The sequence below is a fragment of the Romboutsia timonensis genome, assembly GCF_900106845.1.
Taxonomy (GTDB): domain Bacteria; phylum Bacillota; class Clostridia; order Peptostreptococcales; family Peptostreptococcaceae; genus Romboutsia; species Romboutsia timonensis.
Genome location: NZ_LT629850.1, coordinates 251,514 through 272,301 on the forward strand (window position 1 = coordinate 251,514; position 20,788 = coordinate 272,301).

A 20,788-nucleotide genomic window follows, 5' to 3' on the forward strand; every position below is an offset into this window, starting at 1 on the left:
TTAAGTCCAGAGGGATATATAAGTAAGTATCAGATGCTACAATAAAAAATAGGCCTTTTTATTAAGGTCTATTTTTTTTAGATAGTATATATAATGAGTGAGAAGCATTGTATAAACAGATTTTTAGGGTGATTAGGAAGAGAATATAGAACATTAAATTATATATACATTAAAAAAAATTAAAAATTTTATAAAGTTATTGCTAAAAGTTACAAAGTTGTAATACAATTAACCTAAGGTAAAAGATTACAATTTTGTAACTGAAACTTAAAAATTAGGGAGATGAGATATGTTTAAAAAGAATATAATGGGAATTTTTTTTGCGACTTTTATAATGGTTTCTAATATGCAAACTGTATACGGAGCAGAAAAGGGAATAGTAAAACAATGTGATTATTTAAACATAAGAAAAGGTCCTAATATAAATTATAGTGTAGTATCTAAGGTTCGAACGAATGATGTTATAGATATAGTAGAAAAAAACGGAAATTGGTATAAGATAAAAACTAGTTCAAATATAGAAGGATGGGTAAATTCGAAATATATAGATTCTTATACTCAATCTTCAGATGAAGTAAAAACTGAACAATTAACTGCTCAAAATAGCAATATAAATAAAATAGTGAAGGTAGCTAATACTCAAATAGGAAAGAAATATAAATGGGGATCAGCAGGTCCAAGTTCATTTGATTGTTCTGGATTTACTAGTTATATATATAAAGATGGAGCAGGAATAAGCTTACCTAGAACATCAGTATCTCAATCTAAAGTTGGAATTAAAATATCAAGAAATCAACTAAAATCTGGAGATTTAGTATTTTTTAATACTTCTGGAAAGGGTATAAGTCATGTTGGTATGTACATAGGTGACTCTAAGTTTATACATGCTTCAACAAGTAAAGGTGTAAGAATAGATAGTTTAAATTCTAGCTATTATAAAAGTAAATTTGTAACTGCAAGTAGAATTATAAAATAATAAAAGAGACTCCTAGGAGTCTCTTTAAAATGTACCCTATAGAGTAGACAGCTAATAAAAAGGTCTACTCTATAGGGTATTTTTGTATATAATTAAATAAATAATAATTAGATCGGAGAAAATTTTAATGAGTAAAAAATTATTTACAGAAGAGGAAATAATAATATTAAAACAAAACAAATACGTTAAGAAAGTAACTTCAAAAGGTATTACTTATACAGATGAATTTAAAAGAATATTTATAGATGAAAATGGTAATGGTAAACTTCCTAGAATAATATTTGAAGAGTGTGGCTTCAATATCGATATTATAGGCATGCAAAGAGTTAAATCTTCTGCTAGCAGATGGCGTACGGCCTTTAAAAATGGCGGAGCTATAAAACTTACAGATACTCGCAAATACAATACTGGAAGACCTATTGAGAAAGATCTTTCAATAGAAGAAAAATACAAAAAACTAGAAGCTAAAATGAAGTTACTTCAAGCTGAAAATGAATTACTAAAAAAGTTAGACATGATAGAAAGGAGAGTGTTAAAGAAGAAGTAAGTTTATTTTCTTGTGAAAAATATGAGATTATTAAGTCTACAATAAAAAAATATAAACTTAAAAATATGATAAGTTATTTATGTAAAGTTGCAGGTGTATCACGTTCTGGGTATTATAAATACTTCTCATCAGAAAGCAAGGATTTAAGAAAATCAAGAGAAGATAAAGATATTTTATCAAAAGAAAATGTATTAAAAGCTTTTAACTTTAAAGGACGTAAAAAAGGTGCAAGACAAATAAAAATGGTTTTAAAAGATAGATTTAATATAATATATAATTTAAAGCGTATTAGGAGAATAATGAAAAAATATGGAATAGTTTGCCCGTATAGAAAAGCGAATCCTTACAGACGTATGATGAAAGCAAGTAAAGAGCATACTATTGTTTCTAATTTCATAAACAGAGAATTTAAGCAAGATATACCATATAAAGTGCTATTAACAGATATTACATATTTAAGTTATAAAAATGGAAAAAAAGCATACTTGTCTACAATAAAAGACTCCTCTACAAATGAAATATTAGCTCATTATGTCTCAGATAACCTACGGTTAGATATTGTTTTAAATACACTAGAAAAACTTAAGTCAAATGTGAATTTAAAACTCCATAGCGAAGCTATTTTACACTCAGATCAAGGTGTTCATTACACGAGTCCTAAATTTCAAAAGCAAGTACAGCAATTAGGTTTAAAACAATCTATGTCAAGGAGAGGCAATTGCTGGGACAATGCTCCACAAGAATCATTCTTTGGGCATTTTAAAGATGAAGTTATTCTTAGCAAATGTAGTACATTAGAAGAAGTGATAAAAGAAATAGATGATTATATGGATTACTATAATAATTATAGATATCAATGGAATTTAAGCAAGATGACTCCTGTTCAGTACAGAAATCATCTTGTTTCTTAGAAATACCTTTTTTTAAATTGTCCTTGACAAAGGGTACACTTTACTTATTTTTATGGAATTATATTTTTAAATATAAAGTCATGTAATGTATTTAATGATGATTCATTAAACTTTATAACAAATCCTTTACTTGGAAGTGTAACAGAAGTACTGGCGTCTGCAAATGGGAATTCTATTTGAGTTATAGATAAACTACCTATACCTAATATCTTTCCTGCTAAACCTATTATTTCAGTAGGTTTCATATTAGTTTTAACGTATGGTAATATAGTATCTAACAATTTAGGGTACTTACTTATTGGTAAATCTTTTACTCCAGCCATAAGCCCTTCTATAACCTGTCTTTGTCTTCTATCTCTTTCTTGTGTAGAGTCATTTTTTCTAATACGAGAATATGCTAAGGTTTGATATCCATTAAGCCTTTGAGTACCAGCTGAATTGATATATTCAATAGATCCTTTATTAGCATTATTACTCCACTTGTATGTTTCAGGAATAAATTTGTTTAATTCTTTAATTTCACTAGAGTGTACATCAACTTCAACTCCACCTAATGCATCAACTATATCCATGAATGAATAGAAATCAACAACTGCATAGTTTTGAATATCTATTTCAAAGTTATTTTCAATAGTTTCTACTAATAAGTTTACTCCACCATATGCATAAGCATGTGTAAGCTTTTCTTCACCATGACCAGGAATATCAACATAAGTATCTCTATTTAGAGATGTAAGTTTTAAGCTTTTATTTTTGCTATCTACTGTAAGTATCATCATAGAATCAGATCTAGAATTCTTTTCTCCAGGTCTTCCATCAGTACCTGCTAATAATATATTGGTTATGCCCTTTTCTGATTGGAAATTAGTTTCATTTAATATATTTTCATCAGCTGTAGCATCATGCATAGCATTTAATTTAAAATAAATATAACCAAAGGCTGCTGCAGGGAATGCTATAACTAATATAGCAAGTAATATTACAAGTTTTTTTAAGCCAGAGTTTTCTTTTTTTTCTTTTCTTCTCGCCAAAATAATCCCTTCTTTCTTTTTAATTTAACAACTTATACATAAATATAACAATATACATATTATATTAAAGTATTAGAATATATTCAAGATAATATAAATTACAAAAAATACAAATTATATATAAACTAGTATATAACCAAATATCAACTTCCTTCATATTAATAAATAATAAGTAAATATTAATAGGAGGATATTCTAAATGGTATCAATACAGACGTCAAGTATAGAGAAAAAAGATAACCTATCTGTATACAATTTAAATTATCCGATAATAAAATCAGATAATGAAAAAAATATAATAAATCACATAAATCAGAGAATATATGAAGATATAATAGCCTTTAAAAGTGCAATAGAGGATATAGCATATAGCAAAAATAACAGTTTATCTTGTATTAGTACAGATTATTATATTACCTATAATAATAATGGTATTATCAGCATACCTATAGAGTTCTCACAATTAGATGGATTATACAATATAAGTTATATAAACTCATATAATTATGATATAAATTTAGAAAAAGAAATTGATATAAAAGATGTATTTAATTCAGAAATAGATTACATGGAGATAATAGATAAAAAAATAGATAATAAGATAAAGGAATTATCAAGAGAGCTTAGTATAGATAAATATATTATGGTATTAGACTATTTAAAAGATATAATATTTTCTGATAATCCTACGTTTTATATATCTAAGGATGGTATAGTCATTTGTTTTTCAAGTTATGAGTTAGATCCATCTATATCAGATTTAAGTACATTTAAAATTTCATTTGAAGAAGATAGAAGTTATTTAAGCAAGTATATTATAGAAAAAATAATAGATATCTAAATTTAGGGGAGATAGAATATGGCAGTATTTTATGAATACAATAGAGAGGCTGCGGTAAGTTATGCTAGAAGATGGGCTCTTGGTAGAAATCCTGCTTATATGGACTATGAATTATGGGGGGGAGATTGTACCAATTTTATATCCCAATGTTTAAGAAGTGGTCAAATACCTATGGATTATACTGGTAGACATGTATTAGAAAAATGGTACTGGAATAGTGATAATAGCAGAACTCCAACATGGACTTCAGCAGAGCCATTTTATAAATATATAATAGGAAACAATAGTGAAAATACACAAAATTTTGGTATATATGCAAGGCTAGCAAATTATAATGAACTTGAGATAGGAGATATAGTTCAACTTGTATACGATAATAATGCATATCATAATATGATAATAAGTGAAGTAATATTAGATGGGGAATATCTTATTGATTATCTTATATGTCAACATACCTATGATCTATTAGACTATCCACTTAGCTTAAAAGAAGGGGAGAGAAGATATATTAAAATACTTGGATATTATAAATAGATTACTATTTAATTAATATAAAGTAATAGTTGAAAGCTATAATTAAGTTTAATAAAATACAAATAATACTAAATTTAAAATATTCAACGGGAGATTAATTTATATTATAATTAAGTTAAATATAAACTAGGGGGAAAAAATATGATTAAATTAATAGCATCAGATATGGACGGAACTTTACTAAATGATAAAGATGAAATACATGAAGAATTTTATCAAGTATTTCAAGAATTAAAAAAGCAAAATATAATATTTGCAGCGGCAAGTGGAAGACAGTATTATAATCTAGCAAAACGATTTGAAAAGATAAAAGATGATATGATGTTTATAGCTGAAAATGGAACTTTTGTAGTTTATAAAGGTGAAGAGTTATTATTAAATGCTTTAGATAAAGAAACTGCCATAGAACTTATAAAAATCGGTAGAGATATAAAAGAATCATATGTAGTTTTATGTGGGAAAAAATCTGCTTATATTGAATCAAAAGATGAAAGACTTATAAAAGAAGTTGAGAAGTACTATGAAGAATATAAGATAGTAAATGATTTAACTAAAGTTGAAGATGATATATTAAAAGTTACAATATGTGATTTTATAGGTTCAGAAGAAAATAGCTACACTTATTACAATGATTATAAGGAGAAATTACAAGTAAGTGTATCAGGTCAAATATGGTTAGATATAACAGATAAGGGAGTTAATAAAGGTCTTGCTATAAATAAGCTTCAAGAGTTATTAAATATAAAGCATGAAGAAACTATGGTTTTTGGAGATTATTTAAATGATTTAGAAATGATGGAAAGTGCATATCATAGTTATGCTATGGAAAATGCACATGATGATTTAAAGAAAGTAGCTAGATTTAGAGCCAAGAAAAATACAGAAAATGGCGTTGTAGAAAAAATTAAAGAAGTAATAAATATATAAATAACTCAAGGGCTGTATAAATTACAGCCCTAGTTATTTATAAAAAGTAGAATTAAATGACTGGATATTATTAATAAATAAAGCTTCAGTAATATTAGGATTTTTATTTAAATAATCTTCTAAATCAATATTATAATATCTAGGATCAACAACATGAATCTTGCTATAGTTATTAGTTAAAAATGGTAAGAGGTTATGAGCATATGAGTCTTTAAATACTATAACTTCATTAGATTTATTTTTATCTCCGTAAATAATAGCAAAAGCTGGATCTCCATGTAAGAAATATTGGTATTTATTTTTACCATTAAGCTTATCATTATCATAAAGTGTATTATAAGTTTTATCAAAGTCTACTTCTATTTTAAAGTTATTAAAAGTACTATATGAATATATTGAATCACCTTTAATCATAGGTAATAAAGCTTTAGAATAATAAGTTCCATAAAAATCATCAGAGACTTTATTATAATTATTAAAAAGTATTTTATTATCATATTTATAATCAAACATATCTAAATAAGAAAGATAAGCACCTAGTTGAGTCCAATGATGATCGGTATTGTAATATATATACTTATTCTTATTTTTACTTAAGATATCATAAGGTGTATAAAAGTTTAAATAATCCTTATTTGAAATACTATTGTTTATATAATCTAAGCTATCTTTTTGATTATCACTTATACAAAAGTTTGGTAAATCATTTTTATAAAAAGCTATAGAAGTAGGAACTACCATTAATTTTGATTTTATATTAAAACTTTCATACATATATGAAGCAGTATTTAATATATTAGAAATATTTTTATCTACACTTTCTTTATTAAATTTATATTTTTCCATAAGTTTATTATTTTTTCCAACATAAATATCTCTAAATTCTCTTTGACCTATTATGTAATTATAAGTATTTTTTAACTTTATAAAGTTAGCCCTTAATGGAAATTGATCAGATGTATATTCATCGAAATTTTTCATAAACTTCTTATTACATATATTTTCAAATGATATTCTAGGAAGCTGAGTTAATATTTTATTTTCTATTTCACTTATTTTTTTATCTTCAGTAAATAATGTTATAATAGGAACACTAAAAATAAAAGCTAGAAAAAATCCTATAGTAATAAATTTTAATAAATTTTTATCTTTCATAAATTCACCAACTTCCTAAAATCTAAAATATAAAAATGGATTAAATGATGCATCTACTAAAAATGATGTAGAAAGTATCATACCAAATATTAAAGTTATAATTCTTATATATTTATATCTATCCAATATTATTTTTATAATAGGTGTAGAAGCAATAATGGCAAAAATTATAAGAGTTATATTAGGAATTAAATAGTATAAAAATACATCATCTACTATAATATTTTTAAAATTAAACATAGAAATTAAATAATTATAAACACCATTTAAACTATCTATTTCAAATAATACAAAACCTATTATAACTAAAAACATAGTATAAAAATGTTTTATCCAATTAGGTAGTTTTTTTAAAAATTGTAGTAAAAATAACTTTTCAAAAATTAATATAATTCCAAAGTAAAGTCCCCATAATATAAAATTAAAACTAGCTCCATGCCATAATCCAGTTAAAAACCAAACTATAAATATATTAAGGAACCATCTACTTTTACTACATCTATTTCCTCCTAAAGGTATATAAACATAATCTCTAAACCATACTCCTAGGGATATATGCCATCTTCTCCAAAATTCAGTAATAGATTTTGATATGTAAGGAAAATTAAAGTTCTCTAAAAAGTCAAACCCAAAGATTTTTCCAAGTCCTATAGCCATATCACTATATCCACTAAAGTCAAAGTAAATTTGAAGTGTAAAACATATAATTCCTAACCAAGAGGTAGCCAAAGATAATGTATCGTAGGGAGTTGCTTTTATGCTATACCAAATTACTCCTAAATTATTAGCTAAAATTACTTTTTTACATAGTCCTATAATAAATCTATAAACACCATTATAAAATTTATCAAAGTTATGAATACGATGATTTAAATCATAAGAAACATCAGAGTATCTAACTATAGGACCAGCTACAAGTTGGGGAAATAATGTAACAAATGTAGATAGTGAAAAAATATTTTTTTGAATAGGTGCCTCATTTTTGTAAACATCTATGGTATAAGACATTGTTTGAAAAGTATAGAAACTTATACCTATAGGTAGTGTAATATTTAATAAAGGTATATTATAATTAGTAAGGCTATTTACTATAGATATAAAAAAGTCACTATACTTAAAGAAAGCAAGTAAGCTTAAATTTATTATAATAGAGAAAATAAGGGCTAATTTAGCCTTATATGTATTTCTATACTTATCTATAATTAGAGCATTTATATAATCTACAACACATGAAAATAGCATTATAAAAATATATATAGGCTCTCCATACGCATAAAATATTAAACTAAATATAAGTAAGATAAAGTTTTTAAGTTTATAAGGTACTAAATAGTAACTAAACAAAACAAGTGGTAGAAAGTAAAATAAAAATGTTATGCTACTAAATACCAATATATCACCACCTTTAAATTTATAAAAAATTCATTTTGATTGAGCTATGTGTCAGCAAAATATTTACTGTCACCAACCATATATCCCTGTTTTTAATATGGATATATATTGCTCAAAAATAATTATTTTATTGAAAGTTACACACAAATATATATTTCATAATATATTAGTATATTGAAAAAGAGTATATCAATATAAAAAATATTGATATACTCATATAATTTTAATAAGTATTATTTAATCATTTCTAATATTTTTGATTCTATATCCTTAGCATTATTAGTAGCTATAAAATAAACATAATCACCAACACTTTCAAGTATAGAATCAGCAACAGCAGTTGCATTTTCTTCTCCTCCGTATCCATCAGAGAAACTTCTTAAATTGTTAGTTTTATACTCTTCTATTGCTTTTTTTACCTTTTCAACATTATCTGTTTTAACTACGAATACATCTTGTAATTTTACATTTATCATAGCTTGTAAAATAAAGCCTTCTTTTATATCATCTTTAACATTTTCAAATACATAAAATTCTTTTGCATCTATATCAAATATAGGTTGAATAGGTAAAAGTGTTTCATTATTTATTGCTGATTTTATATCAGAAACTGGTATATCTTTAACTTCAGACTTAGATGAACATCCAACAAGTCCTAATGTTAAAACTAATGATAATAAAGCTATTAATTTTTTCATTGTATCCTCCAAAATATATTTATTTGTAATAATTATATAAATTTTACTATTTTCTACAATAAAAATCAACTTCAAAAAAGAAACAATATCTTAATTATTATTAAAACTTATTTCTAGTTATTTAGATATATATTTCATAAATAATAAATATTATAGTGTCTATAGTATGTAAATAATGTAAATAATCTTAATAAAATTATTTATGAGGTGAATTTTAATGAGAATACCAAAACATGTAGGTATAATTCCGGATGGAAATAGAAGATGGGCACAAAATAAGGGAATGACTAAAGACAAAGGATATGAAAATGGACTTGATCCAGGGATTGAAGCATATAGAGCATGTAGAGATATGGGAGTAGAGGAAGTTACATTTTATGGATTTACTACAGATAATACTAAAAGACCATCTATTCAGACTAAAGCTTTTACAGATGCATGTATAAAAGCTGCTCATATATTAAATGATGAAGGGGCATCTCTTTTAGTAATAGGAAATACTAAATCTCCAATGTTTCCAAAAGAATTATTACCATTTACAAATAGGACAAAAGGAAAAGATGGACAAATAAAGGCTAACCTATTAGTAAACTATGGTTGGCATTGGGATTTAAATACACTAGCAGATGCAGAAGGTGTAAATAAAAATAATATACAAAATCATATACAGTCATTTGATATATCAAGATTAGACTTGATTATAAGATGGGGAGGAAGAAGACGATTAAGTGGATTTTTACCTGTTCAATCTATATATGCAGATTTTTATGTATTAGATGAGTACTGGCCAGATTTTAATAAAAATCATATATCAGAAGCCTTTAAATGGTACAATACACAGGATGTTACTTTAGGTGGATAAAAAAAGGTAAAACAGAGTTAAATATTTACCAATGTTGAAAATTGCATTTTTGGATGTTAAAATATAATTTATTAATAATATAAAGAATATTATATATCTAGAGAGGCAAAAACATGGCTAATAGAAGAAATAATAGAAGAGGTAGACGAAATAAAAAACGAAGAATAAATAAAAATAAATTAGCATTATTATTTATAGTAGTTATATTGTTTATTGCTGGAGCTTTTAAATTAACACAAAGTGCAATTTCAACAATAAAAAATACAAGTAATAATAAAAAACAAACATCTGTTGTTGAAAGTTCAAATGTTGTTGAAAGTTCAGATAATGAATATGAAACTTTACCGACAGAAGTAGATAAAAATATAAATAAAAAATATACAATACTTATAGATCCAGGTCATGGAGGTAATGATAAAGGAACTATAGCCAATGATAAAATAACATTTGAAAAAGATATAACATTAAAAGTTGGAGCATTAGTGGCTCAAAAGCTAACAAAACAAAAAGATGTGCAAGTAATAATATCAAGAAATGAAGATAAATACGTAAGTCTAGCAGATAGAGCAAAGCTTGCTAATGAGCAAGGTGTTGATGCACTTGTATCTATACATCTAAATGGTCAAACTGGAGGAACTGACGCATTTGGACTTGAAACTTATTATACAAAAGAAAAAAATGATGGTTCATATGAACTTGCAAAACAAATTCAAGAAACTATAACTTCATATATAGATGTAAGAGATAGAGGTGTAAAACCAGAAAGATTCCAAGTTTTATTACAAAGTAAAATGCCAGCAGTATTAATTGAATGTGGTTTTTTATCTAATGATGAAGAAGCTAAAAAATTAAAAGATGAAGCATATCAGGAAAGTTTAGCAGAAGGTATAGCTCAAGGAATATTAACATATTTAGATACAAACTCAAAAAAATAAAGATGGCAAATGCCATCTTTTTTATATATTAAATTATATTACCTGTAACTATAAAAAAAAAATACATATATTAAAGTAGAATAAAAATAGGAGGAAAATTATGAGTGATTCTACTTTTAATATATTATCATTTGATGGAGGGGGAATTAGAGGGGCTTTAAGTATAAAATTATTAGAAAAAATACAAAATGAAACTCCTAATATAGTAAAAAAATCAAATATGATAAGTGGAACATCGACAGGAAGTTTAATAGCTCTAGGTTTAGCTTATGGGATGACTCCAAGTGAAATAAGTAATTTATATTCAAAAGAAAATCTGGAGTATATATTCGATAAATCTTATTCACAAATATCAAGACCTAAATATGATAATAATCACTTAAAAGAAATACTACTTAGTGTATTTCCAGAAAATTTAAAGTTAAAGGACTTAGGTAAGTTAGTTGTAATACCAACATTTTATGTAGGTAATGAATATAATTCTTGGAAAGCTATTTTTTATAATAATCTACCAAATTCAGAAACAGAAGATTATAGGGTTGTAGATGTTGCAATGGCCAGTAGTGCAGCACCTGTATTTTTTCCATCATATGATTGTCATATAGATGGAGGCATAATAGCAACAGATCCAAGTTTAGCAAGTATAATATATTCTATAGATGAGGAACTTGGAAAGAGAATGGATCAAATAAGACTTTTATCCTTTGGAACGGGATATTGTTACAATAGTATAAAGGAAGATACAAGTAAATGGGGTGCTATAGATTGGGTTATAAGCAAGGATCCAGATCTACCTATAATATCGGTAACACTAGAAGGAAATGCTCAGCTTAGTCAAATTTTTTCTAAAAAGCTATTAGATAGCAATTATTATAGAGTAAATCCTAAGATGGATAAGGACATATCAATGGATGATACAAAATCAATGGATTATTTATTAGAATTAGCAGAGGAATATAATATAAAAGATTGTATAAATTGGATAAATAACAAATGGAATAAAATATAGTATACTATAATTAAATATAAAAGTGTTTGTCGTGTTTAGGGGGAGAAAAATGGGAGAAACTTTTGCTATATCTAAGTTATATGAAGAAAGCTTAGATATAAATATAAAAAAAAGTAAAGGAGTATATTATACACCGAAAATTATAGTAGACTATATACTTAATAAGACTATAAAAAATCATGATATACTTAAAAATCCGATACCAAAAATATTAGATATATCATGTGGTTGTGGAAATTTTTTATTAGAGGCATATGATATTTTGTATGATTTAATAGAAAAAAATTTATACGAATTAAAGGAATTATATGGTGATGATTATATAAGCTATGATACTATTCATAACCATATAATAACTAATTGTATATATGGATACGATATTGATGCTGAAGCAGTAAATATATTAAAACAAGGACTTAAAGATAAAGGTAAAGGATTATCAGTAGATAAGTTTAACATATATTGTGAAGATTCACTAAAGATAAAATTAAATAACAAGTTTGACTATATAATAGGAAATCCACCGTATATAGGTCATAAAAATTTAGATAGTGATTATAAAAAATATATACTAAAAGAATACAAACAAGTATATAAAGGTAAAGCAGATTTATATTTTTGCTTTTATAAAAAAATAATAGATAATTTAAAAGATGATGGGGTTTGTAGTATTATAACTCCGAGATACTTTTTAGAAAGCCCATCAGCTAAAGACCTAAGAACTTACATAGATAAAACTACTAACATAGTAGAAATAATTGATTTTTTAGGATGTGAAGTTTTTAAAGACATAGGAATATCTAGTTGCATATCTACATTAAAGAAAGAAAAAAATTCACAAAGTACCAATATTCTAAGAATAAAAAATCAATCAATAGACATAAATCAATTTCATTCCATAGAAAAACTTATAGAAAATAATATTTTTGAAAGGTTAATATTATATAAAAATACAATAAATAAAGATTGGATAATAATTAAAAAAGAGGATAAAACTTTTTATGATAAAATTGAAGACTATTGCAATTACTCTTTAGAAGATATATGTACAAGTTTTCAAGGTATAATAACAGGATGTGATAAAGCCTTTGTAATAGATAAAGATGATGAAAAAATAAATCTTATAGATGATAGATTTCTTAAATCATGGGTAAAAAATAAAGAAATTCAAAAATATACAATTAAAGATAATAGATATAAGTTAATATACTCAAATGATATAAAAAATGAATCAGATAATCCTATAATAATAAATGATTTTATAGGGAAATATAAAGAAAGACTGCTAAATAGAAGAGAATGTAAAAAGAAATTAAGATTATGGTATGAACTTCAATGGGGAAGGGAAAAAGCTATTTTTGAAAGAAAAAAAATAATGTACCCATATAAATCTTTTGAAAATAGATTTGCCATAGATGAAAATAATAGTTTTTCTAGTGCAGATGTATATTCATTTTATATAAATAAAGAGTATGAGGAAATTTTTTCTTACGAATACTTAGTAGGACTATTAAACTCTGAAGTGTATAATAAGTATTTTAAGATAAACGCAAAGAAGATAAGTAAAAATGCATATGACTATTATCCTAACAAAGTAATGAAAATTAAGATATTTAAGGATTCTAATTATACACATATAGAAGATTTATCAAAACAAGTTTTACAGAGACTAAAAAATGGTGAAAGTAATATAAGTGATTTAGAGTATAAAATAAATAATCTGATTAGAGGATCCCTTGGCATATAATCACAAATATAATATTTCTACATATAATATATTTGAGTGTAAAAAGGGAGGAATATATATGATTAATGCAAGGGTAGATCAAAATTCAAAAACTGTGTATGTTGATGTTAGTGGCTATATAACTAATGAAGAAGCAAATTCATTTTTAGCAAAACATAAGCAAATGACAAAGGGTCTAAGAAAATCACAGTATAAATTAGTGGTTACACCTTCTAAATTTGAATGTGAAAATGACAATGATATAAAATCAGTTTGTATAGCCCTATATAAAGGTGGATATAGACAAATATATATGGTAGATCCAAAAGGATATATAATGAATACAGTATCACTAAGTTCTATGGAGCAAAAAATGTTTACAAAAGTAGTTAAGTTTGTAAAATCTGTAGACGATATAAAGTAATTTAATAATTACTATAAAATGAAAGATATATACCTAGTAACTTTTAAACTTGAAATACAGGATAATTTATAATATATTCTAAGTATATATCTTTCTTGTTTAATATAGGTGATTTTATGAAAGGTTTAGTATTAGAGGGAGGAGGCACTAAGGGTGCTTACCAAATAGGAGCATATAAAGCTTTAAGAGATTTAGGAATTGAGTTTCAAGGTGTAGCAGGAACATCGATAGGAGCCTTAAATGGTGCATATATAATTCAAAATGATATAGAAATTATGGAAGATATTTGGCTAACATATGACTATACTCATTTTATGAATATAGATGAAGAAACTTATGAAAAATATAAAAATGTAGATTTCACTGCAAAAAATATAAATAGTGTTATAGAACTTATAAATAAAGCTAGAAAAAATGAAGGTATAGATATCAGTCCACTTAGGGAGCTATTAGAAAAAACATTAAATGAAGATATTATACGAAAATCTAATAAAGATTTTGGTCTTGTTACAGTTTGGTGGGATAAAAAAATAAATCCACACCCATTATACATAGAAGATATACCAAATAAAAGGCTTATTGATTACTTAATAGCAAGTTCAAGTTTACCAATATTTCAATTAAATCGAATAGATGATAAACTTTTTTTAGATGGAATGTTTTTTGATAATATGCCAATATCTTTACTAGAACAAAAAGGATATGAAGATATAGTAGTAATAAGATTACTTGATGACTTTCTAGGAAAAATAAATTTAAATAAGTATCAAAATATAAATATAAAAACAATAGTACCATCAGAGTATTTAGGAGGATCCTTAAATAAAGATAAGGATAATGTACAAAAAAATATAAATTTAGGATATCTAGATGCTATGAAAGCTTATGACAGGTATGAAGGAATTAAATATTATTTTAATGTAGACTATATGTTTGATGAAGAGTATTGTTTTAATAAATTTAAAAGCTTAAAAACAGAAACTATAGAAAATATATTAAATTTATTTAATATAAAGAAAGATTCTACATTAAGAACATTATTAGAAGTTTTAATACCTAAGCTTGGTGAAAATTTAGGATTAGATAAAGATTTTTCATATAAGGATTTATTCTATTGTATATATGAAAAAAAGCTTGAAGAAAATAATATAAATAGAATTCAGCTTTATGATTTTCATAAACTCTATGATGTAGTAAATAAAAATATAAATGAAAATAAAAATATATCCTTAACTTATGAAACAAAATCAATAATACCAATGCAAAAAAATAAGTTTACAAAAGTAATTACTAATAGTATTATAAAAGATTTTTCAAATCAATTCTAAATATAGGGACAAAAAAAGTCCCTAGGGATAGAAAACAACAAAAGTACTAGAAATTTTACCAAAATCAAGTTATAATAAAGGTAAGCTAATAAAGTAAATAAATACTTAAAAATAAATTTTGGAGGTTTTACAAATGGAAAAAAATGTAAGCATAAAAAACGCAAGCGGATTACACGCTAGACCAGCAGGAATGTTTGTTAAAAAAGCTGCTGAGTTCAAATCTACAGTAGAAGTAATAGCAAAAGGAAAAACTGTAAACGCTAAATCTATAATGGGTATAATGAGCTTAGGATTAGGTCAAGGTGATGAATTAACAGTTGTTGCTAATGGTGAAGATCAAGAAGCAGCAGTTAACGCTTTAGTTGAATTAATCGAAGGTGGATTTGGAGAATAATAATTAAACCTCGGTTTTATCCGAGGTTTATTTAATATATTTAAGGTAAATAAATGAGGAGGAGTAGTAATGTATAATGGAACAGGAGCATCTCCAGGGATAGCATTAGGGAGGGCTTTAGTAATAGAGCATAGTGAATTAGTTATAGAAAAAAAGACTATCGAGAATATAGATGAAGAAATACAAAAGCTTGAGAGTGCAGTTAAGGTATCTAAAGAAGAATTAACTAAGGTTAAGGAAAAGGCTTTAGCTGAGCTAGGAGAGCATGAAGCTGAAATATTTGAAGCTCATTTATTAGTATTAGAAGATCCTGAATTAATTGGCTCTGCAATATCTAAAATAAGAGATGAAAAAGTTAATGCAGACTATGCATTAAATGAAATAAAAGAAATGTTTGTTGCAATGTTCGAATCTATGGACAATGAATACATGAGAGAAAGAGCAGCAGATATAAAAGACGTTACAAATAGGGTATTAAGACATATATTAGGTATAAAAGTAGTTGATTTAGCAGGACTTGATGAAGAAGTTGTATTAATAGCACACGACTTAACTCCATCAGATACAGCTACAATGAACAAGAATATGGTGCTTGGGTTCTTAACTGATATAGGTGGAAGAACTTCTCATACAGCTATAATGGCTAGAACATTAGAAATAGCTGCTGTAGTTGGATTAAATGATATAACTAAAAAAGTAAAAGATGGGGATTATATAGTATTTAATGGAGATACTGGTGAAGTTAGAGTTAATCCTGATGAAGAAACTAAAGCTAAATATGCTTCATTAAAAGAAGAATTTGAAGAATACAGAAAGTCTTTAGAATTATTAAAAGGACAAGCATCAATAACTACTGATGGTAGACATGTTGAACTTGCAGGGAATATAGGAAGTCCTAATGATGTAGAAGGACTTATAAAGAATGATGCTGAAGGTGTTGGACTTTATAGAACTGAGTTCTTATACATGGATAAAGAGGATTCTTTCCCAACTGAAGAAGAGCAATATGAAGCTTATAAAGCAGTACTTGAAGGAATGAATAATAAACCTATAGTAATAAGAACATTAGATATAGGTGGAGATAAAGAACTTCCTTACTTTGAAATGGAGGCTGAAATGAATCCATTCTTAGGATACAGAGCTATAAGACTTTGTTTAGATAGAAAAGATATATTTAAAACTCAATTAAGAGCTTTATACAGAGCAAGTGTACATGGAAAATTAAGAATAATGTTCCCTATGATATCTTCACTTGAAGAATTATTAGATGCTAAAGAGGTAATAAAAGAAGTATTAAAAGAATTAGATGCAGAAAATATAGCTTACTCTAATGATGTAGAGGTTGGTATGATGATAGAAATACCATCTGCAGCAGTTATATCTGATGTATTAGCTAAGCATGTAGATTTCTTCTCAATAGGAACTAATGACCTTATACAATACACTTGTGCAGTAGACAGAATGAACCAAAAGATAAGTCATTTATACAATCAATTTAATCCAGCAGTATTAAGACTTATAAAAATGGTTATAGATAATGCTCATAAAGAAGGAAAATGGGTTGGAATGTGCGGAGAAAGTGCAGGAGATCAAAGAATGATACCGATACTTTTAGGATTTGGATTAGATGAATTCTCTATGAGTCCAATATCTATACTTCCAGCAAGAAAATTAATAACTTCTTTATCTTATGCAGATATGCAAAAATTTGCAGATGAAGTATTAGCTATGGGTACAGCGAAAGAAATAAAAGAATACGTTGATAAAACTTTCAATATTTAGTAAGAAAGCCTTAAATGATTATCAATTCATTTAAGGCTTTTTATTTATATGAAAGTATAAGTTATAAATTATAGAACATATTATGTGAAATATTAAACAATAAATAGAAAATATGTGGTATTTAATCATACCTTTTTTTATAATATTAATATAACAATTAATAAAAAGGGGAGAATTTACGTGGCAACTTTAAAGGAAATATCGGAAAGGGTAGGTGTATCCATAAGCACAGTATCAAGGGTACTAAATCATGATGAGACCTTATTAGTATTAGACGAAACTAAGATGAAAATATTTGAGGCAGCAGAAGATTTAGAATATAAAACTATTACACAAAGAAAAAATAAAATAAAAAAAAGCCATAAATATAAAATTGGATTAGTTGAAATGTATGATGTTTCAAAGCAATTAGAGGATCCATACTATTTATTATTAAAAAACACAGTTGAAAAAGAATGTTTCAATAATAATATAAAACTAGTAAAGTTATATAATAACGGACTTAATTATGAATCACTTGAAGAAAAAGATTTAGATGGAATAATAGCCATAGGAAAGTTTTCAGATAAAGAAATCAATTTGATGAATGAATATTCTTCAAATATAGTATTTTTAGATTCTTCTCCTGATGATGAAAAATATGATTCGGTAAAAATTAATTTTAAGATGGGCGTTTTTTCAGCACTTGATTATTTATATGATTTAGGACACACTAGAATCGGATATATAGGTGATGGAAATACATTAGGTGATAATAAATTAAGAGAGAAGGATGTAAGATTAAAGTACTACAATGAATATATGAAAGAAAAAGATATATTAAATGAGGATTATATAATAAATTGTGACATGACTGCATCTGCTGGATATACTGCTATGATAGAGTTTATAAAAAAAGGAAATTTACCAACGGCATTTTTTATAGCAACTGATACAATAGCAACAGGAGTACTAAAGGCTCTTTATGAAAATAAAATAAGTGTACCAAATGATATAAGTTTAATTGGATTTAATGATATATTTGTTTCAAGATATACATTACCAGCACTTTCAACTGTGAGAGTTCACATTGAGAATATGTCTAATGCATGTGTTGGGCTTATGCTAGAAAGATTGAATAATAGAACTTACACTAAAAAGGTAATAATACCAAGTCAGCTTATAATAAGAGAAAGTACATCTAGTGTATCTAATGGTAATTAAATAAGTATAAAGTTTTAAATTATTTTACTAAAAATTTTAATAAATAGGAAAAAGATTCCTACTTTAAAAGAGAAAATTATTTTTATATTAAACTTATTAAAAAGTATTAAATTTAAAAACTAAGTAAAACGAATTAAAACAATCAAAATTAAAGCAAAAATAAAGTAATTGACAGAATAAATTAAATATTCTATCATTAGCTTATATAAATAATTTAAAAACTGTGAATGGAAGAGTAAGTATAGAATGTAGTCAAAGCGAACTGGAGATGGTGAGAGTCCAGTATGAAGTCTATATTGAAGAACATCCAGGAGTTGCTAACCGAAATTTAAATTTAGTAGGCTTAGCCGGTATCAATCCGTTACCAAATTGAACTGTATCGAATAATCTGTACAGATGAGAGAACTTAAATTTTAAGTTAATCAGGGTGGCACCGCGGAAGTATAACCTTTCGTCCCTATATTTTTAATATAGAGACGAAAGGTTTTTTTATTGGACAAAAATTTATGGTCAGATTTTTGTTTAAAAATAAGTTTTGAATGAAATGTATGATATCATGCTCAAATTATAATGATAAGGAGAGAATAATATGTGTTTAATAATACCAGAACAATATAAATCAAGCCTAGGAGTAATACAAACTCAACAAGCAATAAAAGATCTAAAGGATTATTTTGAACAAAGACTTTCAGAAGAACTAAAATTAACAAGGGTTTCATCTCCTTTATTTGTATTACCTGAGACAGGAACAAATGACAATTTAAATGGAGTAGAAAAAGCTGTAAATTTTAATGTACCAAATATAAATAAGAATGTAGAAATAGTACAATCGCTAGCTAAATGGAAGAGGGTAGCCCTTAAAAAGTATGGATTTGAGACTGGAAGAGGAATATACACAGATATGAATGCTATAAGAAAAGATGAGGAATTAGACAATATACATTCAATATACGTAGATCAATGGGATTGGGAACTTATTATAGATAAAGAAGAAAGAAATAAAGTAAAGCTAAAAGAAATTGTAAAAAAAATATATAAAGTTTTTAAAGAAACAGAGGAACACGTTCATGAGATATATCCTGAAATAAAAAAGATACTTCCTAAAGAAATAACATTTATAACTTCTCAAGAATTATTAGATATGTATCCAGATTTATCTCCTAAGGAAAGAGAAGATAAAATTGTAAGAGATAAAGGTGCAGTATTCTTAATGCAAATAGGAAAGATATTAGATAATGGAGATAAACATGATGGAAGAAGTCCAGATTATGATGATTGGGAATTAAATGGAGATATATTATTCTATAATCCAGTATTAGATAATGCTATAGAGCTTTCATCTATGGGAATAAGAGTCGATGAAGAGAGTTTAAAATATCAGTTAGATGTAGCAAATTGTAATGATAGAAAAGAATTAGATTATCATAAGTCATTATTAAATGGAGAACTACCATATACAATAGGTGGTGGAATAGGTCAATCAAGAATATGTATGTATTTCTTAAATAAAGCACATATAGGAGAAGTTCAAGTTGGTGTGTGGCCTGATGATATGATAAGAAAATGTTCACAGTCAGGTATACACCTTTTATAAAATAACCTATTTATATAAGCTATTATATGGGTTATAATATAACTTAATATATAGCTTATGAGGTGATAAAAATGAGTAAAATGTCATTTGTTACTGATATGATATTAGATACATTTAAAAGAGTATTAGTTAGATTTAAAAATGCAAAATTTGGATTACTATTTTTTATAAATATTTTTAAAATACCAGATTTTTTAACTGATAATAGAGTTAATATATTTAGTAAGTTTAAGTTAATATTTTCACTATTAACTGCTATTTTATATATTATTTCAGGCATAGATTTAATACCGGAAATAATTACAGGTATGTTTGGATTTATTGATGATATCTTTGTATTAGTTTGGAGTTTAGGTATTGTTAATGAAGAAATAGAAAAGTATAAAAAGATTTTAAAAGATAGTAAAGACCCTAATGTAATAGAAAATGTAAACTACAATATATATGATGAAGATGAATAGTAATTTATTTTACTATTCATTTTTTGCGTATAAGGAAATTATAATATTATTTTTT

At 25.8% G+C, this 20,788-nt stretch carries 20 protein-coding genes and 1 other annotated feature; of the genes, 16 read left to right on the top strand and 4 right to left on the bottom strand.

Annotated features, from left to right (window positions below; all coding sequences use genetic code 11):
* Positions 1-289: 289 nt before the first annotated feature.
* Positions 290-976, top strand: coding sequence for a C40 family peptidase (locus BN7997_RS03810; protein ID WP_071119548.1), 687 nt, complete (start codon positions 290-292; stop codon positions 974-976).
* Between the two features lie 127 nt (positions 977-1,103).
* A protein-coding gene (locus BN7997_RS15190; RefSeq protein ID WP_408638332.1) for an IS3 family transposase occupies positions 1,104-2,434 on the top strand; the annotation gives its coding sequence in 2 pieces (ribosomal slippage) (positions 1,104-1,497 and positions 1,497-2,434; 1,332 coding nt in all).
* Between the two features lie 50 nt (positions 2,435-2,484).
* Here BN7997_RS15190 and BN7997_RS03825 read toward each other — a convergent pair.
* Complete coding sequence (locus BN7997_RS03825) at positions 2,485-3,465, bottom strand: LCP family protein (protein ID WP_071119550.1); 981 nt, start codon at positions 3,463-3,465, stop codon at positions 2,485-2,487.
* Positions 3,466-3,664: 199 nt separating this feature from the next.
* Between BN7997_RS03825 and BN7997_RS03830 the strand changes: the two genes are divergently transcribed.
* The 3 genes from BN7997_RS03830 to BN7997_RS03840 all read left to right on the top strand — a co-directional run bounded on the left by BN7997_RS03830 (position 3,665) and on the right by BN7997_RS03840 (position 5,770).
* The gene (locus BN7997_RS03830) at positions 3,665-4,306 is read left to right on the top strand and encodes a DUF3298 and DUF4163 domain-containing protein (RefSeq protein WP_071119551.1); all 642 of its coding nucleotides are present in this window, start codon (positions 3,665-3,667) and stop codon (positions 4,304-4,306) included.
* An 18-nt stretch (positions 4,307-4,324) separates the two neighbouring features.
* Complete coding sequence (locus BN7997_RS03835; RefSeq protein ID WP_071119552.1) at positions 4,325-4,843, top strand: amidase domain-containing protein; 519 nt, start codon at positions 4,325-4,327, stop codon at positions 4,841-4,843.
* Positions 4,844-4,984: 141 nt separating this feature from the next.
* A complete protein-coding gene (locus BN7997_RS03840) occupies positions 4,985-5,770 on the top strand; it encodes an HAD family hydrolase (protein ID WP_071119553.1) in 786 nt (261 codons plus the stop codon).
* A 33-nt stretch (positions 5,771-5,803) separates the two neighbouring features.
* On the opposite strand, the gene BN7997_RS03845 is transcribed toward BN7997_RS03840, so the two are convergent.
* From BN7997_RS03845 to BN7997_RS03855, 3 genes are all read right to left on the bottom strand, one after another.
* On the bottom strand, positions 5,804-6,925 hold the full coding sequence (locus tag BN7997_RS03845; RefSeq protein WP_071119554.1) for a DHHW family protein: 1,122 nt from the start codon (positions 6,923-6,925) through the stop codon (positions 5,804-5,806).
* A gap of 15 nt (positions 6,926-6,940) precedes the next feature.
* On the bottom strand, positions 6,941-8,167 hold the full coding sequence (locus BN7997_RS03850) for an MBOAT family O-acyltransferase (protein ID WP_330385858.1): 1,227 nt from the start codon (positions 8,165-8,167) through the stop codon (positions 6,941-6,943).
* A 383-nt stretch (positions 8,168-8,550) separates the two neighbouring features.
* The gene (locus BN7997_RS03855; RefSeq protein WP_071119556.1) at positions 8,551-9,015 is read right to left on the bottom strand and encodes a DUF4358 domain-containing protein; all 465 of its coding nucleotides are present in this window, start codon (positions 9,013-9,015) and stop codon (positions 8,551-8,553) included.
* 217 nt (positions 9,016-9,232) lie between these two features.
* Here BN7997_RS03855 and uppS point away from each other — a divergent pair, with 217 nt between their 5' ends.
* The 11 genes from uppS to BN7997_RS03910 all read left to right on the top strand — a co-directional run bounded on the left by uppS (position 9,233) and on the right by BN7997_RS03910 (position 20,733).
* Positions 9,233-9,877: a polyprenyl diphosphate synthase gene (uppS, locus tag BN7997_RS03860; RefSeq protein ID WP_071119557.1), complete on the top strand. Its 645-nt coding sequence runs from the start codon at positions 9,233-9,235 to the stop codon at positions 9,875-9,877.
* A gap of 113 nt (positions 9,878-9,990) precedes the next feature.
* Positions 9,991-10,812 carry an N-acetylmuramoyl-L-alanine amidase family protein gene (locus tag BN7997_RS03865; protein ID WP_071119558.1) on the top strand — a complete coding sequence of 274 codons (822 nt, stop codon included), beginning with the start codon at positions 9,991-9,993 and terminating at the stop codon, positions 10,810-10,812.
* A gap of 100 nt (positions 10,813-10,912) precedes the next feature.
* Positions 10,913-11,821 carry a patatin-like phospholipase family protein gene (locus BN7997_RS03870; RefSeq protein ID WP_071119559.1) on the top strand — a complete coding sequence of 303 codons (909 nt, stop codon included), beginning with the start codon at positions 10,913-10,915 and terminating at the stop codon, positions 11,819-11,821.
* 49 nt (positions 11,822-11,870) lie between these two features.
* Positions 11,871-13,568 (top strand): N-6 DNA methylase family protein, encoded by a 1,698-nt coding sequence (locus BN7997_RS03875; RefSeq protein ID WP_071119560.1) that lies wholly within the window; start codon positions 11,871-11,873, stop codon positions 13,566-13,568.
* Positions 13,569-13,626: 58 nt separating this feature from the next.
* Positions 13,627-13,971, top strand: a complete 345-nt coding sequence (locus BN7997_RS03880; RefSeq protein ID WP_143023160.1) for a hypothetical protein — start codon at positions 13,627-13,629, stop codon at positions 13,969-13,971.
* Positions 13,972-14,087: 116 nt separating this feature from the next.
* Positions 14,088-15,299, top strand: coding sequence for a patatin-like phospholipase family protein (locus BN7997_RS03885; RefSeq protein ID WP_071119562.1), 1,212 nt, complete (start codon positions 14,088-14,090; stop codon positions 15,297-15,299).
* Between the two features lie 133 nt (positions 15,300-15,432).
* Positions 15,433-15,693 carry an HPr family phosphocarrier protein gene (locus BN7997_RS03890; RefSeq protein ID WP_071119563.1) on the top strand — a complete coding sequence of 87 codons (261 nt, stop codon included), beginning with the start codon at positions 15,433-15,435 and terminating at the stop codon, positions 15,691-15,693.
* A 69-nt stretch (positions 15,694-15,762) separates the two neighbouring features.
* Positions 15,763-17,475, top strand: a complete 1,713-nt coding sequence (gene ptsP, locus BN7997_RS03895; protein ID WP_071119564.1) for a phosphoenolpyruvate--protein phosphotransferase — start codon at positions 15,763-15,765, stop codon at positions 17,473-17,475.
* Positions 17,476-17,655: 180 nt separating this feature from the next.
* Positions 17,656-18,678 (top strand): LacI family DNA-binding transcriptional regulator, encoded by a 1,023-nt coding sequence (locus BN7997_RS03900; protein ID WP_071119565.1) that lies wholly within the window; start codon positions 17,656-17,658, stop codon positions 18,676-18,678.
* A 214-nt stretch (positions 18,679-18,892) separates the two neighbouring features.
* Positions 18,893-19,140, top strand: a binding site (T-box leader).
* Between the two features lie 127 nt (positions 19,141-19,267).
* Positions 19,268-20,272: an aspartate--ammonia ligase gene (asnA, locus tag BN7997_RS03905; RefSeq protein WP_071119566.1), complete on the top strand. Its 1,005-nt coding sequence runs from the start codon at positions 19,268-19,270 to the stop codon at positions 20,270-20,272.
* A gap of 71 nt (positions 20,273-20,343) precedes the next feature.
* Positions 20,344-20,733, top strand: coding sequence for a YkvA family protein (locus BN7997_RS03910; protein WP_071119567.1), 390 nt, complete (start codon positions 20,344-20,346; stop codon positions 20,731-20,733).
* Positions 20,734-20,788: the final 55 nt, after the last annotated feature.

Bases quoted from the DNA above. Each gene is read 5' to 3' on its own strand.
- BN7997_RS03835 (WP_071119552.1), top strand. From the start codon at position 4,325: ATGGCAGTATTTTATGAATACAATAGAGAGGCTGCGGTAAGTTATGCT.
- BN7997_RS03840 (WP_071119553.1), top strand. From the start codon at position 4,985: ATGATTAAATTAATAGCATCAGATATGGACGGAACTTTACTAAATGAT.
- BN7997_RS03880 (WP_143023160.1), top strand. From the start codon at position 13,627: ATGATTAATGCAAGGGTAGATCAAAATTCAAAAACTGTGTATGTTGAT.
- BN7997_RS03855 (WP_071119556.1), bottom strand. From the start codon at position 9,015: ATGAAAAAATTAATAGCTTTATTATCATTAGTTTTAACATTAGGACTT.
- BN7997_RS03870 (WP_071119559.1), top strand. From the start codon at position 10,913: ATGAGTGATTCTACTTTTAATATATTATCATTTGATGGAGGGGGAATT.
- BN7997_RS03875 (WP_071119560.1), top strand. From the start codon at position 11,871: ATGGGAGAAACTTTTGCTATATCTAAGTTATATGAAGAAAGCTTAGAT.
- BN7997_RS03910 (WP_071119567.1), top strand. From the start codon at position 20,344: ATGAGTAAAATGTCATTTGTTACTGATATGATATTAGATACATTTAAA.
- ptsP (WP_071119564.1), top strand. From the start codon at position 15,763: ATGTATAATGGAACAGGAGCATCTCCAGGGATAGCATTAGGGAGGGCT.
- uppS (WP_071119557.1), top strand. From the start codon at position 9,233: ATGAGAATACCAAAACATGTAGGTATAATTCCGGATGGAAATAGAAGA.
- BN7997_RS03890 (WP_071119563.1), top strand. From the start codon at position 15,433: ATGGAAAAAAATGTAAGCATAAAAAACGCAAGCGGATTACACGCTAGA.
- BN7997_RS03850 (WP_330385858.1), bottom strand. From the start codon at position 8,167: ATGCTATTTTCATGTGTTGTAGATTATATAAATGCTCTAATTATAGAT.
- BN7997_RS03885 (WP_071119562.1), top strand. From the start codon at position 14,088: ATGAAAGGTTTAGTATTAGAGGGAGGAGGCACTAAGGGTGCTTACCAA.
- BN7997_RS03830 (WP_071119551.1), top strand. From the start codon at position 3,665: ATGGTATCAATACAGACGTCAAGTATAGAGAAAAAAGATAACCTATCT.
- BN7997_RS03810 (WP_071119548.1), top strand. From the start codon at position 290: ATGTTTAAAAAGAATATAATGGGAATTTTTTTTGCGACTTTTATAATG.
- BN7997_RS03865 (WP_071119558.1), top strand. From the start codon at position 9,991: ATGGCTAATAGAAGAAATAATAGAAGAGGTAGACGAAATAAAAAACGA.
- BN7997_RS03845 (WP_071119554.1), bottom strand. From the start codon at position 6,925: ATGAAAGATAAAAATTTATTAAAATTTATTACTATAGGATTTTTTCTA.
- asnA (WP_071119566.1), top strand. From the start codon at position 19,268: ATGTGTTTAATAATACCAGAACAATATAAATCAAGCCTAGGAGTAATA.